A 14,427-nucleotide genomic window follows, 5' to 3' on the forward strand; every position below is an offset into this window, starting at 1 on the left:
GGAATGAATCGTATCTTCCGAAATACAATATTTTATTTGTTAATATTCCTCGTCGTAGTAGGTGTAGTCAGTTTCTTTAACGGAACAAATAATGACACGAATGTCCTCGATTACGGCGAATTTCAGTCCAAATTGAATAATGGTGAGATTCAAGAGTTAACGTTACAACCTGAGCGTGGGGTTTACACTGTCACTGGTCAATTAGCTGGTGGCGATGAAGACAGCGAAGATGCTAATGCATTCGTAACGAATGTACCTGACTCAGAGAAAGCTGTAGAGAATATCTTAACTGCAGCTGACGAAGGGATTGTAGAATTAACGACAGAACCAGCCCCTGAACAAAGTGGGTGGGTTACATTTCTAACAAGCATCATTCCTTTCGTTATTATCTTCATTCTGTTCTTCTTCCTACTTAACCAGGCTCAAGGCGGCGGTGGCCGTGTCATGAACTTTGGTAAGAGTAAGGCGAAGTTATACAGCGAAGAGAAAAAGAAAGTTACATTTAAAGACGTAGCTGGTGCAGATGAAGAGAAGCAAGAGCTTGTTGAGGTCGTTGAGTTTTTGAAGGATCCTCGTAAGTTTGCTGCAGTTGGGGCCCGTATTCCAAAGGGTGTTCTATTAGTAGGACCTCCAGGTACAGGTAAAACGTTGATCGCACGAGCGGTTGCTGGTGAAGCAGGCGTTCCGTTCTTCTCAATTTCTGGTTCTGACTTCGTAGAAATGTTCGTAGGTGTCGGTGCATCTCGTGTACGTGACCTATTCGAAAATGCGAAGAAGAACGCACCTTGTATAATCTTTATTGATGAGATTGATGCAGTTGGTCGTCAGCGTGGTGCAGGTCTTGGCGGCGGTCACGATGAGCGTGAGCAGACGCTTAACCAACTTCTCGTTGAAATGGATGGCTTTAGTGCAAACGAAGGTATCATTATCGTTGCGGCAACAAACCGTCCTGATATTCTTGACCCGGCACTTCTTCGTCCTGGACGTTTTGACCGTCAAATCCCGGTAAATCGCCCTGATGTGAATGGTCGTGAAGCGGTACTTCGAGTACACGCACGTAACAAACCTCTTAGTGATGAAGTCGATTTGAAAACAGTCGCAATGCGTACACCAGGGTTCTCTGGTGCAGATCTTGAAAACTTGTTGAATGAAGCTGCTCTTGTTGCTGCTCGTCATAACAAGAAGAAGGTTGATATGAACGATATCGATGAAGCGACAGACCGTGTTATTGCTGGGCCCGCTAAGAAGAGTCGCGTGATCTCTGTAAAAGAGAAAAATATCGTTGCTTATCACGAAGCTGGTCATACAATCATCGGTACACAGCTTGATAATGCAGATGTTGTTCATAAGGTTACGATTGTTCCGCGCGGACAAGCTGGCGGTTATGCTGTAACACTTCCTAAAGAAGACCGTTACTTAATGACAAAGCCTGAATTGGTCGATAAAATCATAGGCTTACTCGGTGGGCGTGTTGCCGAAGAAATTACATTCGGTGAAGCAAGTACCGGAGCAAGTAATGACTTCCAACGTGCGACAGCCATTGCCCGTAGTATGGTTACAGAATATGGTATGAGTGAAAAGCTAGGTCCGATGCAGTTTGGATCAGGTTCGGGAGGAAATGTCTTCCTTGGACGTGATATCCAAAATGAACAGAACTATAGTGATTCATTCGCCAATGAAATTGATCTTGAAGTTCAAAAGATCATCAAATCAGCTTATGAGCGTTGTCGTGAAATACTCCTTGAAAATCAGGATAAGTTAAATCTTGTTGCTGAAACGCTTAAGGAAATTGAAACGCTTGATGCTGAACAAATTCGTTCTCTTGTTGAAGAAGGAAAACTTCCTGAAGGTCACCATGCAACTGGTAGTTCAGAAGATGTGAAAGTCAACATCTCTAAAAAGGAAGATAAGCCTGAAACAGATGAAGAACAAGAATAAGTAAGATTGAAAGTAGGATGTCTTAAGGACGTCCTGCTTTTTTATTTATAATAAATCCATGTTATCTGTGAAATCGATATCTATGGTAATCGTTTTCAAAAAAGAACTTCGTTTTTAATTCCATTGTGTGGTATAACTATAGAGAGCATGATGAAAGTTAAAATTTTTTAATAAGGTGATAATATGATACTTGTGCTTGATGTAGGAAATACAAATATTGTTCTTGGTGTATACGAAGGCGAAGAGTTAACGCATCACTGGCGAATGGGAACAAGCAGAAAACAGACAGAAGATGAGTACGCAATGGTTATTAAAGGACTCTTCTCTCATGAAGAACTTTCTTTTGACGATGTGGAAGGCATCATTATTTCGTCTGTAGTGCCACCTATTATGTTCGCTCTTGAGCGTATGTGCCAGAAATATTTTCATCATAAACCGTTAGTGATTGGTCCAGGAATTAAGACAGGCCTCAATATAAAATATGATAACCCGAAAGAAGTAGGAGCGGATCGTATTGTGAATGCCGTGGCGGGGATTCAATTATATGGAGCACCGCTAATTATTGTGGATTTTGGAACAGCTACAACTTACTGCTACATTGATGAGCAAAAACAGTATGTTGGGGGCGCCATCGCACCAGGCATTAACATTTCGACAGAAGCTCTATACATGCATGCAGCAAAGCTTCCACGAATTGAAATTGCGAAGCCAAATCATATCGTTGGAAAGAATACGGTTAGCGCCATGCAAAGCGGCACGCTATATGGATACGTAGGACAAGTGGAAGGGATTGTTTCTAGGATGAAGAAACATTCTCCGAAGGAACCTACTGTAATAGCGACTGGTGGACTTGCCTCACTTATAGCAGAAGAATGCGATCTTATCGATGTGGTTGACTCGTTTCTAACATTAAAGGGATTACACATAATTTATAATAAGAACAAAGAAGAATTAAACGCATACCGATAAAACGGGGTGCGTTTTTCATTTTGCGTTTTGGGGGAAAATAAAAATAGATACTCTTTTTATCTCTTGTTTTATGGATGGATGTACCGTTTCCCATAATGATATCTAGACTTAGTTAAAAAAGCATTTAAAAAGTAAGTCGCAAGCCACAGATTTATTTAACGAAAGATACTAAAGGGAGAGCAAGTTAGTTTCTCATAATGGAAGTTCTTGAAAAAATATTGTATCGTGTAATTGGGCAATGGCCCATTAGTGAAAGGAGCTACAAACAAATGAATGATTATTTAATAAAAGCACTTGCGTTCGATGGCAATGTAAGGGCTTATGCGATATCTAGTACTGAAATGGTTGCGGAAGCACAGCGACGTCACACTACTTGGCCTACTGCATCTGCTGCAATTGGTCGTGCTATGACTGCTTCCACAATGATAGCAACAGGATTAAAAGGTGAAGAGAAAATCACTGTGAAAATTGAGGGCGGTGGTCCTATCGGAGCCATTGTTGTAGACGCTAACGCGAATGGTGAAACGCGCGGGTACGTAAGCAATCCACATGTGCACTTTGATCTTAATGATAGTGGGAAATTGGACGTTGCGCGTGCCGTTGGACAAGATGGTTTCCTATCCGTTGTAAAAGATATTGGTATGCGTGAAAAATTCACAGGGCAAGTTCCAATTGTCTCAGGTGAATTAGGAGAAGACTTTACGTACTATCTTGTGACTTCAGAACAAGTCCCTTCTGCAGTTGGAGTGGGCGTGCTTGTTAATCCAGATAATACGATCCTTGCAGCAGGTGGTTTTATGATTCAATTACTTCCTGGTGCAGGTGAAGAAACGATTCGTTTTATTGAAAAACGTATTGAAGCGATTCCTCCAATCTCTAAATTGATTGAAGCAGGGAAAACACCTGAAGAAATCTTGAATGAACTTCTCGGAGAAGAAAACATTAAAATTATCGACAATATGCCTGTTCAATTTGAATGTAGTTGTTCCAAAGAGCGCTTTTCGAATGGCATTATGGGGCTTGGCAAAGAAGAGATCAGCAGTATGATTGAAGAAGACGGTGAAGCGGAAACAACTTGTCACTTCTGTAATGCACATTATCACTTCTCGAAAGAAGAGCTTGAAGAATTACACGCTGAGAGCAAAGTTTAATAAGGTTCAAATTGACACTTTTGACCTACGGTGATATTCTTTTAGAAAGAGAATTCCTATAAAAACACTCGGGTTTGAGGAGGCGTGATGATGAGGGTAGCAAATTCTATTACTGACTTAATCGGTCAAACACCTATTGTGAAACTAAATCGCATCACTAACGAGGATCATGCAGAGGTATATTTAAAGCTTGAATTCATGAACCCTGGAAGCAGCGTTAAAGATCGTATTGCACTTGCAATGATCGAAGCAGCTGAAGAAAAAGGCGAATTGAAACCTGGTGATACATTTGTAGAACCAACAAGTGGTAATACAGGTATTGGTCTTGCTATGGTTGCGGCTGCAAAAGGTTACCAGGCTGTTCTTGTTATGCCAGATACTATGAGCATGGAACGTCGTAACCTGCTGAAGGCGTATGGAGCAAAGCTTGTCCTTACTCCTGGTTCTGAAGGTATGGGCGGAGCGATTCGTAAATCAGAAGAACTAGCGAAGGAACATGGTTATTTCATGCCTCAGCAATTTAATAACGAAGCAAATCCGGAAGTGCACCGTCGTACGACTGGTCAAGAAATTGTTGATCAGATGGACCAGCTTGATGGATTTGTGGCAGGTATTGGCACTGGTGGGACAATTACTGGAGCAGGCGAAGTGTTAAAAAAGCATTTCCCTTCAATCAAGCTATACGCGGTTGAACCAACAGATTCACCTATTCTATCCGGAGGCAAGCCTGGCCCACATAAAATTCAGGGGATTGGTGCAGGTTTTGTACCGTCAGTTTTGAATACGGATGTATATGATGAAGTTGTTCAGGTTCAAAATGAACAGGCTTTTGAATGGGCTAGAAAAGCTGCACGAGAAGAAGGTATTCTTGGAGGCATTTCTTCAGGCGCGGCGATTTATGCAGCGCTTGAGGTAGCAAAGAAACTGGGTAAAGGAAAGAAAGTGCTTGCTGTGATTCCAAGTAATGGGGAACGTTACCTCAGCACACCTCTTTTTCAATTTGATGAAGATTAAGCAACTCTAAAAACAGTCCTTAACGGGCTGTTTTTCTTTTTAGTTTTTTGAAGTGTTGATTTTTTACTATTCTAAACGAACGCTAATTAAATTAGACCGTCTATTAATTTATTTATTAGAGACAACGAAAAGCAAAATGAAAAGGTGAGTTTTTCCAAAAGGGTGTTCGGAAGAGTTTGGGGAATATAAAAAGGATGAAGCAACGAAAGACTTCATGTAGAATAGAGGCATAAACAGGGCGTACGCTTAGCTTTTGATAGGGTGTGAAAAATTTGCCGGAACAACTAGAGAAAACAACACGGTTTTCAATTTTTGAAACTCTCGAATTAAGTGCGGATGAGTGGTTTTCAGGGTATAAATCTTTTATTGAAGGCCGCGATGAACATATTTTATTGGATAGTACACGTGGTGGTCGATATAGCATGTTTGGTATTAAGCCTATTGCGAGCCTGTATGGACACGGCACTTTTCTTACGATTGATGAAGTAGGAAAAGAACCGAAAACGTTAGAGGGTAATTTACTTGAGTTGATGCAACACTGGATGGAACGGAATGTGTCGATCATGGATGAACGCTTACCTGACTTTCAGGGTGGGGCAATGGGGTTTCTGAGCTATGATATTGCGCGTCAAATTGAAAAACTTCCTGATATAGCATCAGATGACCTGGAGCTTCCTGAACTTTTCTTTGTTGTGTATGAAGATGTTGGCGTATATGATCACACTACGCAAACACTATGGTTTATTGCGCAAGTTGAAGAGGGAAATAAAGAAGAAGGTAAGCGGCGTCTCGAAGCCTATAAGGAGAAGTGGGTACAACATAGTGAAGCAAGTTCTACTGTGTGTGATTCTTATTCGAAAGCAACAACACAGACCTTTTCAATGAGTCAAGAGTCATTCTCGATTGCCGTTCGAAAAGTACAGGAGTATATTTCAGCTGGAGACGTTTTTCAGGTCAATCTTTCTTTAAGAGAGTCAAGAAGTCTCCACACAGCCCCTATTTCTATTTACGAGACGCTTAGAACAATTAATCCATCTCCGTATATGTCCTTTATTCATACTCACTCATTTGATCTTGTGAGTGCGTCACCAGAATTACTTATTAAGAAAAAGGGACAAGAATTAAGTACAAGACCAATTGCAGGGACGAGATCACGGGGAAAGAATGACGATGAGGATGAAGAATTGGCACGTACCCTTATTGAGAATGAGAAAGAGCGCGCCGAGCATGTGATGCTTGTAGATCTTGAGCGAAATGATCTGGGGCGCGTTTGTGCCTATGGAACGGTAGAAGTAGATGAGTTTATGGTGATCGAGAAATATTCTCATGTGCAGCACATTGTTTCAAACGTTCGTGGTATTTCATCACCTGAGGCGACAGCATTTGATGCTATTAAAGCCACTTTTCCAGGGGGGACAATCACGGGCGCCCCTAAGGTTCGAACAATGGAAATTATTGAAGAACTTGAGCCTGTTCGCCGAGGGGTTTACACTGGATCTATCGGATGGATTGGATTCAATGATGATATGGAATTAAATATTGCTATTCGAACTATGGTCATTAAAGATAATATTGCTCACGTACAAGCCGGTGCTGGAATTGTAATTGACTCTAATCCCGAAGCGGAGTACAAAGAGTCATTAAAGAAAGCAAGAGCATTATGGAAAGCGAAAGAGTTAAGTGAAGAGATTAGCAGAGATTAGCTTAGAGGAGGAAACAAAATGATTTTAATGATTGATAACTACGATTCATTTACGTATAACCTTGTGCAATACCTTGGAGAAATGGGAGAAGAGCTAGTTGTAAAAAGAAATGATGAGATAACTATTCAAGAAATTGAACAGCTTCGTCCGTCATTTATTATGGTTTCTCCAGGACCGTGTAGTCCTGATGAAGCGGGAATTAGTATGTCTGTTACTCAGCACTTTGCCGGTAGCATACCGATATTCGGTGTTTGTCTTGGTCACCAGTCGATTGCGCAGGTATTTGGTGGAGATGTTATTAAAGCCGATCGACTTATGCATGGGAAAACATCCCCGATGCATCATGATGGACGATCAATCTTTAAGGGGCTTGAGAACCCGTTTACTGCAACGAGATATCATTCATTAATTGTCAAAAAAGAGACATTACCGGACTGCTTTGAGATCAGCGCCTGGACACAGGAAGGCGAAATCATGGCAATTCGACATAAAGAGCTTGCGGTTGAAGGGGTTCAGTTCCACCCTGAATCGATTATGACTGGTATAGGGAAAGCTTTGCTTAAGAACTTTATAGATGAGCACCGAAAAGAGCCATGTTTATAAACGTTAACGGAGAACTTATCGATGAAAAATCAGCTGTTATACCAGCTTATGATCACGGTTATCTCTATGGCGTAGGAGTTTTTGAGACGTTTCGAACGTACGATGGACATCCCTTTCTATTTGAAGATCACTATAATCGACTTTGTGATTCCTTAAATGAACTTCAAATCGCACTACCTTTTACAAAAGAAGGGCTTCTCTTTGAGATAAGGCGAACGATTGATGTAAATGGCATTAAAGACGCATATGTTCGCTTAAATGTTTCTGCTGGAGAAGGAGAGATTGGTCTGAGGACGGAACCCTACATTAGTCCAACGGTGATTATTTATTTGAAAGAAATAGGCGAACCAGTGCGAAAAGAAAAGCGTGGTGTGATTCTTTCGCTTAGGCGAAATACGCCTGAAGGCCCTGTAAGACTTAAATCACACCACTATTTAAATAATATTCTTGCAAAAAGAGAAGTTGGAAATGATCCTTCAGTGGAAGGGATTTTTCTCTCACAAAGAGGAAAGCTTGCTGAAGGAATTGTTTCAAATTTATTCTGGTTTAAAAACGGCATTCTTTACACCCCGGACCTTACTACAGGAATTTTAAATGGCATTACGAGACAATATGTGATGGACGTAGCAAGAAAAAAAGGGATGTTAGTCAGGGAAGGTAACTTCGAGAAAAAGGAAATTCTTGAAGCGGATGAAGTGTTTGTTACAAATTCTATTCAAGAGATCGTGCCATTATCTAAGATTGAGCATAAATCTTTACCAGGACTTGAGGGTCATGCGACAAATGAGCTCATCCTTCAATATGAACAACACCGCACTTCGTTAATGAGTCGAAATGAATGCTAGCTGAGAACATATGTACGAAAAGGAGTGAGCCGTTTGTCGACGGTAATAGATAATCATAAAAAACACCCAATGATGATGAAATGGCGGAATGGATTCATTGACTGGAATGAAAAAACCTGGGTTATGGGTATTCTGAATGCTACCCCCGATTCGTTTTCTGATGGTGGAGAATATAACACCATAGTTCAAGCAGTAGCGCATGCTCTCCAACTTGTTGAGGATGGCGCGGACCTCATCGACATTGGCGGTGAATCTACCCGCCCAGGGGCTACAATAGTTCCGATGGATGAGGAGTTGAACCGTGTTATTCCAGTTATCAAAGCTGTGCGTCATACTGTGGACGTTCCTATTTCTATTGATACTTATAAAGCGGAAGTGGCTAACCAAGCAATATTAGCAGGAGCGGATATTATTAACGATGTATGGGGAGCTAAGGCGGACCCTGATATGGCAAGGGTGGCAGCGGAACATAATGTACCAATTATTCTTATGCATAATCGGTACGACACGAATTATGCGGATATCATGCTTGATATCAAGTCTGACATTGGAGAAAGTATTGAGATAGCTCGTTCTGCAGGTGTACGCACTGAAAACATCATTCTCGATCCTGGAATTGGATTTGCAAAAACTCATGAGCAAAATCTTGAAGTTATGAGGAGACTCGATGAATTTTCTTCTCTTGGATATCCTGTTTTGCTTGGTACATCAAGAAAATCGATTGTTGCTAGAACATTGAATACGCCGCCGAATGATCGAGTAGAAGGTACTGGAGCGACAGTTTGTCTCGGGATTGAAAGAGGCGTTCAAATTATCAGAGTTCATGATGTAAAACCAATGGTACGTATGGCTCGTATGATGGACGCTATGCTTAAACCACAGCTTAATTAAACAACAGGAGAGTGAATGATATGGATAAGATCTATCTAAACGGAATGAAATTTTACGGTTATCACGGCGTTTTTCCTGAAGAAAATAAGCTTGGTCAGCGTTTCTATGTTGATTTGGCCCTCGAAACAGATCTATCCAAGGCTAGTAACTCTGATGATTTAAATTACACTGTGAATTATGCAGACGCGTATAATTCAATCAAATCAATTGTTGAAGGAACGCCAAGAAAATTAGTTGAAACTGTTGCTGAGGAAATAACAAAAAAGATGTTTCAAGAATTTGAGATTGTCGATGCTTGTACGGTGAAAGTGACTAAACCGGATCCTCCAATCGATGGTCAATATGATTCTGTTGCAATCGAGATGAAGAGGGAACGTAATGAATAGTGTATATGTTGGTATTGGATCCAATGTAGGGGATCGAGAAAACTATATCAAAACATCTTTATTAAGACTTCAAGAGTACCCGGGTGTAGAGATCACATCTACATCCTCGTTATATGAAACCGCTCCTGTAGGCGTAACAGAGCAGGGTGCTTTTCTTAACATGGTGGCTTTGCTAGAAACAGAATTGAATGCATTTCAGCTGCTCGAAATTCTTCAAGGGATTGAGCAGTCTCTAGGTAGAGAGCGCGACATTCGATGGGGTCCAAGAACAATAGACCTTGACATTTTGCTCTATAATCATGAGAATATTGTAGCAGAAGGTCTGGTCATTCCTCATCCTCGTCTCATTCAAAGAGGATTTGTGGTTATACCTCTTCACGAATTGAGTCCTGATATTATTATTCCAACTACCAATAAGAGAATTGATTCCTATTTTAATCATATAGAAGATAAAGAAGGTGTACGTCTATGGAAGCGGAGATCTACGGAAGACGTATTCGCGCTTTTCGAAAGTTGAAGGGTTATACTCAGGAACAGCTTGCGAAGGAACTCGGTGTTTCGGTATCTGTACTAGGAGAGATCGAGCGAGGGAACCGAAGACCTACAAATGATTTTATGCAGCTAGTAGCTAAGCAGCTCAGAGTTCCGCTTGAGGAACTTTTTCCTTTAGAACACAACTGAATAATGAAGTGAAGCGTGTTAACGATTGGTGATGTTGCTTTATCGCACGGCTCAATACCTTGAAACCGGAAAGATTCTGGGTATCCTATGGCTAAAGAGAAGATTGATGTAGCAATGCTTCATCTTAATCGCCTTTTAGAGCTTAAAGGAGAAAGAGTCACCGTTCACGAAATAGGTAAACATGTTGAATAATACTCAATAGAACTTCGCGGTAACGATAAGGTTCTTTATCAAATCAATGTAACGACTACGAGAGATGGTCTTGCTGAATTACTATGCGGGTTTATTGCAGAGCTTGAATCTAGACAGGCAGTTTGACTTTCTAACTAGCGCTTCACCTTTGCCATGATACACCCGGCGCGTTTGTCATAAGTTTTATATAAGTGAATGCTTGCTATTCATGATGCTTTCCGATAAAGTTATAGCGGGATAAACATAGATTTGACAGGAGTGATAGAGATGAGTCAGGAGCTTGAACTGAATGACCTTCTTAAAGTAAGAAGAGAAAAGCTTGACGTTCTGAAAGAGAATAATATTGATCCATTCGGACATCGGTTTGATCGTTCTCACTCAGCTAGCAAAATGCTAGAAGAGTTCGATTCTTTTTCAAAGGAAGAATTAGCTGAACAAAGCAAGGCAGTATCCTTAGCTGGAAGAATTATGACTAAACGCGGAAAAGGAAAAGCAGGATTCGCGCATATTCAAGATTTAACTGGTCAAATTCAGCTTTATGTTCGTAAAGACACTGTTGGAGATGAGCAGTATGATCTTTTTGACTCAATGGATATTGGAGATATCATTGGTGTAAGTGGTGAAGCGTTCAAAACAAAAGTCGGAGAACTCTCTGTTAAAGTGAGTGACCTTCATTTGCTTTCAAAATCACTACGTCCATTGCCAGACAAATTCCATGGTTTGAAAGATGTAGAACAACGCTACCGTCAGCGTTATCTTGATTTAATAATGAGTCCTGACTCTAAAGAAACGTTCATCGCAAGAAGTCGCATCATCCAATCGATGAGACGTTATCTTGATGACCAGGGTTTCCTAGAAGTTGAAACACCAATGATGCACTCTATTCCTGGCGGCGCATCAGCACGTCCTTTCGTTACACACCACAATGCTCTTGATATGGAGCTTTATATGCGTATTGCCATTGAACTACATCTAAAGCGATTGATTGTAGGTGGCATGGAGCGTGTATATGAAATCGGAAGAGTTTTCCGAAATGAAGGTGTTTCTACACGACACAATCCTGAATTCACAATGCTTGAGTTATACGAAGCTTATGCGGATTATAAAGACGTCATGTCCTTAACAGAGCAAATGGTTGCTCACATCGCTAAAGAGGTAACAGGCTCTACAATGATTCAGTACGGTGATTATGAGATTAACCTCGAACCAGAGTGGAAAAGAGTGCATATGGTTGAGGCTGTTAAAGAAGCAACAGGTGTCGACTTCTGGAAAGAGATGACGGATGAAGAAGCGCGCAGTATCGCTAAGGAACATGGTGTCGAAATCAAAGAGACAATGGAATTCGGACATGTCGTAAATGAATTCTTTGAACAGAAAGTTGAAGAAACGCTCATTCAACCTACTTTTGTATATGGACATCCGGTGGCTATTTCGCCTCTAGCTAAGAAAAATCCTGAAGATGGCCGTTTCACAGATCGTTTTGAGTTGTTTATCGTAGCTCGTGAACACGCCAACGCATTTACTGAGCTTAATGATCCAATTGATCAAAGAGAACGGTTTGAAGCGCAGCTTGTGGAGAGAGAGCAAGGTAATGACGAGGCCCACATGATGGACCATGACTTTATCGAAGCTCTTGAGTACGGTTTACCACCAACCGGTGGTTTAGGTATTGGAATTGATCGGCTTGTAATGCTTCTAACAAATTCTCCTTCTATTAGAGATGTTCTTCTATTCCCTCAAATGAGAAATACGGAACGATAGAAGGTAAAAGCCTTTAGAATGAAGTTCGTTTATCGAACTTCATTCTTTTTAGTTTTTCTAAAAAGAATTCAAAAAAGGGGTTGCGTATCTAAAGTAACCCTGATATAGTTATATAGGTCGCCGCAACAACGCGGTTGACGCCGAAAAGAATTTCAATAAAGTTGTTGACATTGATTTAGTTAATATGGTATATTAATAAAGTCGCTGAAAACGACATTGAAAGAAACAAATTGATCTTTGAAAACTGAACGAAACGCCATGTAAGTAGTTGTTTCTACGGAAGCAAAACATTGTTTTAAAGCTAGATTAAGCTTTCTATCGGAGAGTTTGATCCTGGCTCAGGACGAACGCTGGCGGCGTGCCTAATACATGCAAGTCGAGCGAAGAGATGGGAGCTTGCTCCTTGATCTTAGCGGCGGACGGGTGAGTAACACGTGGGCAACCTGCCCTGCAGACTGGGATAACTCCGGGAAACCGGAGCTAATACCGGGTAATACATCGCACCGCATGGTGCAATGTTGAAAGTTGGCTTTCGAGCTAACACTGCAGGATGGGCCCGCGGCGCATTAGCTAGTTGGTAAGGTAATGGCTTACCAAGGCGACGATGCGTAGCCGACCTGAGAGGGTGATCGGCCACACTGGGACTGAGACACGGCCCAGACTCCTACGGGAGGCAGCAGTAGGGAATCTTCCGCAATGGACGAAAGTCTGACGGAGCAACGCCGCGTGAGTGACGAAGGCCTTCGGGTCGTAAAGCTCTGTTGTTAGGGAAGAACAAGTACCGTTCGAATAGGGCGGTACCTTGACGGTACCTAACCAGAAAGCCACGGCTAACTACGTGCCAGCAGCCGCGGTAATACGTAGGTGGCAAGCGTTGTCCGGAATTATTGGGCGTAAAGCGCGCGCAGGCGGTCTTTTAAGTCTGATGTGAAAGCCCACGGCTCAACCGTGGAGGGTCATTGGAAACTGGAGGACTTGAGTGCAGAAGAGGAGAGTGGAATTCCACGTGTAGCGGTGAAATGCGTAGATATGTGGAGGAACACCAGTGGCGAAGGCGGCTCTCTGGTCTGTAACTGACGCTGAGGCGCGAAAGCGTGGGGAGCAAACAGGATTAGATACCCTGGTAGTCCACGCCGTAAACGATGAGTGCTAGGTGTTGGGGGGTTCCACCCTCAGTGCTGAAGTTAACACATTAAGCACTCCGCCTGGGGAGTACGACCGCAAGGTTGAAACTCAAAGGAATTGACGGGGGCCCGCACAAGCAGTGGAGCATGTGGTTTAATTCGAAGCAACGCGAAGAACCTTACCAGGTCTTGACATCCTCTGACAATCCTGGAGACAGGACGTTCCCCTTCGGGGGACAGAGTGACAGGTGGTGCATGGTTGTCGTCAGCTCGTGTCGTGAGATGTTGGGTTAAGTCCCGCAACGAGCGCAACCCTTGATCTTAGTTGCCAGCATTTAGTTGGGCACTCTAAGGTGACTGCCGGTGACAAACCGGAGGAAGGTGGGGATGACGTCAAATCATCATGCCCCTTATGACCTGGGCTACACACGTGCTACAATGGACGGTACAAAGGGCAGCAACACCGCGAGGTGAAGCGAATCCCATAAAGCCGTTCTCAGTTCGGATTGCAGGCTGCAACTCGCCTGCATGAAGCCGGAATTGCTAGTAATCGCGGATCAGCATGCCGCGGTGAATACGTTCCCGGGCCTTGTACACACCGCCCGTCACACCACGAGAGTTTGTAACACCCGAAGTCGGTGGGGTAACCTTTATGGAGCCAGCCGCCGAAGGTGGGACAAATGATTGGGGTGAAGTCGTAACAAGGTAGCCGTATCGGAAGGTGCGGCTGGATCACCTCCTTTCTATGGAGAATTACGAAGGTAACTTACGTTACCAACCTTACATGAGCGTTTCGTTTAGTTTTGAAAGAATGATTTATTCTTTCAATTAAATATAGTTAACAAGCCTTTATGGGCCTGTAGCTCAGCTGGTTAGAGCGCACGCCTGATAAGCGTGAGGTCGGTGGTTCGAGTCCACTCAGGCCCACCATAAAAGTTTTGTTGATTCGATTTATTCCTCTTGGTTGAATGCCATTTGGATCATTTGGGGCCTTAGCTCAGCTGGGAGAGCGCCTGCCTTGCACGCAGGAGGTCAGCGGTTCGATCCCGCTAGGCTCCACCAACACATCTACTATAATGAAATGAAACAAATATGCACCTGCGTCTTCGAGTAACGCTAACGATGTTGGCTTCCTCGGTGCAAGGCAGCATAAAAGTGGATTCAAGTAG

The 14,427-nt window shown here is 42.5% G+C and carries 12 protein-coding genes, 2 tRNA genes and 1 rRNA gene; all 15 read left to right on the forward strand.

Annotation, left to right across the window (positions count from 1 at the left end; translation table 11 throughout):
• Positions 1-3 precede the first annotated feature (3 nt).
• A complete protein-coding gene (ftsH, locus tag AC0VYV_RS00535; RefSeq protein ID WP_430243475.1) occupies positions 4-1,938 on the forward strand; it encodes an ATP-dependent zinc metalloprotease FtsH in 1,935 nt (644 codons plus the stop codon).
• Positions 1,939-2,121: 183 nt separating this feature from the next.
• Positions 2,122-2,907, forward strand: a complete 786-nt coding sequence (locus tag AC0VYV_RS00540; protein ID WP_475366282.1) for a type III pantothenate kinase — start codon at positions 2,122-2,124, stop codon at positions 2,905-2,907.
• Positions 2,908-3,176: 269 nt separating this feature from the next.
• Positions 3,177-4,058, forward strand: coding sequence for an Hsp33 family molecular chaperone HslO (hslO, locus tag AC0VYV_RS00545; protein WP_430243472.1), 882 nt, complete (start codon positions 3,177-3,179; stop codon positions 4,056-4,058).
• Positions 4,059-4,145: 87 nt separating this feature from the next.
• Positions 4,146-5,072, forward strand: coding sequence for a cysteine synthase A (gene cysK, locus AC0VYV_RS00550; protein WP_430243470.1), 927 nt, complete (start codon positions 4,146-4,148; stop codon positions 5,070-5,072).
• A 308-nt stretch (positions 5,073-5,380) separates the two neighbouring features.
• A complete protein-coding gene (locus AC0VYV_RS00555; protein ID WP_475374871.1) occupies positions 5,381-6,775 on the forward strand; it encodes an anthranilate synthase component I family protein in 1,395 nt (464 codons plus the stop codon).
• A gap of 18 nt (positions 6,776-6,793) precedes the next feature.
• On the forward strand, positions 6,794-7,378 hold the full coding sequence (gene pabA, locus AC0VYV_RS00560; protein ID WP_475374368.1) for an aminodeoxychorismate/anthranilate synthase component II: 585 nt from the start codon (positions 6,794-6,796) through the stop codon (positions 7,376-7,378).
• A complete protein-coding gene (gene pabC / locus AC0VYV_RS00565; protein ID WP_430243466.1) occupies positions 7,369-8,223 on the forward strand; it encodes an aminodeoxychorismate lyase in 855 nt (284 codons plus the stop codon). The genes pabA and pabC overlap by 10 nt, the downstream gene beginning before the upstream one ends.
• A 69-nt stretch (positions 8,224-8,292) precedes the next feature.
• The gene (gene folP, locus AC0VYV_RS00570; RefSeq protein ID WP_475374872.1) at positions 8,293-9,114 is read left to right on the forward strand and encodes a dihydropteroate synthase; all 822 of its coding nucleotides are present in this window, start codon (positions 8,293-8,295) and stop codon (positions 9,112-9,114) included.
• Positions 9,115-9,134: 20 nt separating this feature from the next.
• On the forward strand, positions 9,135-9,500 hold the full coding sequence (folB, locus tag AC0VYV_RS00575; protein ID WP_194222620.1) for a dihydroneopterin aldolase: 366 nt from the start codon (positions 9,135-9,137) through the stop codon (positions 9,498-9,500).
• The gene (gene folK / locus AC0VYV_RS00580) at positions 9,493-10,017 is read left to right on the forward strand and encodes a 2-amino-4-hydroxy-6-hydroxymethyldihydropteridine diphosphokinase (protein WP_194222621.1); all 525 of its coding nucleotides are present in this window, start codon (positions 9,493-9,495) and stop codon (positions 10,015-10,017) included. The genes folB and folK overlap by 8 nt, the downstream gene beginning before the upstream one ends.
• The gene (locus tag AC0VYV_RS00585) at positions 9,969-10,181 is read left to right on the forward strand and encodes a helix-turn-helix domain-containing protein (protein ID WP_283153205.1); all 213 of its coding nucleotides are present in this window, start codon (positions 9,969-9,971) and stop codon (positions 10,179-10,181) included. Before folK ends, AC0VYV_RS00585 begins: the two co-directional genes overlap by 49 nt.
• 459 nt (positions 10,182-10,640) lie before the next feature.
• Complete coding sequence (lysS, locus tag AC0VYV_RS00590) at positions 10,641-12,134, forward strand: lysine--tRNA ligase (RefSeq protein WP_475374369.1); 1,494 nt, start codon at positions 10,641-10,643, stop codon at positions 12,132-12,134.
• Positions 12,135-12,449: 315 nt separating this feature from the next.
• A 16S ribosomal RNA gene (locus tag AC0VYV_RS00595) occupies positions 12,450-14,001 on the forward strand.
• 110 nt (positions 14,002-14,111) lie between these two features.
• Positions 14,112-14,188 (forward strand) — tRNA-Ile (locus AC0VYV_RS00600).
• A gap of 56 nt (positions 14,189-14,244) precedes the next feature.
• Positions 14,245-14,320: transfer RNA gene (locus tag AC0VYV_RS00605), tRNA-Ala, on the forward strand.
• Positions 14,321-14,427 lie beyond the last annotated feature (107 nt).

It is taken from the genome of Anaerobacillus sp. QJM3NY_17, from assembly GCF_056173665.1.

Excerpts from the sequence above, each read along its gene's own strand:
- ftsH (WP_430243475.1), top strand. The coding sequence starts at position 4 with ATGAATCGTATCTTCCGAAATACAATATTTTATTTGTTAATATTCCTC.
- AC0VYV_RS00540 (WP_475366282.1), top strand. The coding sequence starts at position 2,122 with ATGATACTTGTGCTTGATGTAGGAAATACAAATATTGTTCTTGGTGTA.
- hslO (WP_430243472.1), top strand. The coding sequence starts at position 3,177 with ATGAATGATTATTTAATAAAAGCACTTGCGTTCGATGGCAATGTAAGG.
- cysK (WP_430243470.1), top strand. The coding sequence starts at position 4,146 with ATGATGAGGGTAGCAAATTCTATTACTGACTTAATCGGTCAAACACCT.
- pabA (WP_475374368.1), top strand. The coding sequence starts at position 6,794 with ATGATTTTAATGATTGATAACTACGATTCATTTACGTATAACCTTGTG.
- pabC (WP_430243466.1), top strand. The coding sequence starts at position 7,369 with ATGTTTATAAACGTTAACGGAGAACTTATCGATGAAAAATCAGCTGTT.
- folP (WP_475374872.1), top strand. The coding sequence starts at position 8,293 with ATGATGATGAAATGGCGGAATGGATTCATTGACTGGAATGAAAAAACC.
- folB (WP_194222620.1), top strand. The coding sequence starts at position 9,135 with ATGGATAAGATCTATCTAAACGGAATGAAATTTTACGGTTATCACGGC.
- folK (WP_194222621.1), top strand. The coding sequence starts at position 9,493 with ATGAATAGTGTATATGTTGGTATTGGATCCAATGTAGGGGATCGAGAA.
- AC0VYV_RS00585 (WP_283153205.1), top strand. The coding sequence starts at position 9,969 with ATGGAAGCGGAGATCTACGGAAGACGTATTCGCGCTTTTCGAAAGTTG.
- lysS (WP_475374369.1), top strand. The coding sequence starts at position 10,641 with ATGAGTCAGGAGCTTGAACTGAATGACCTTCTTAAAGTAAGAAGAGAA.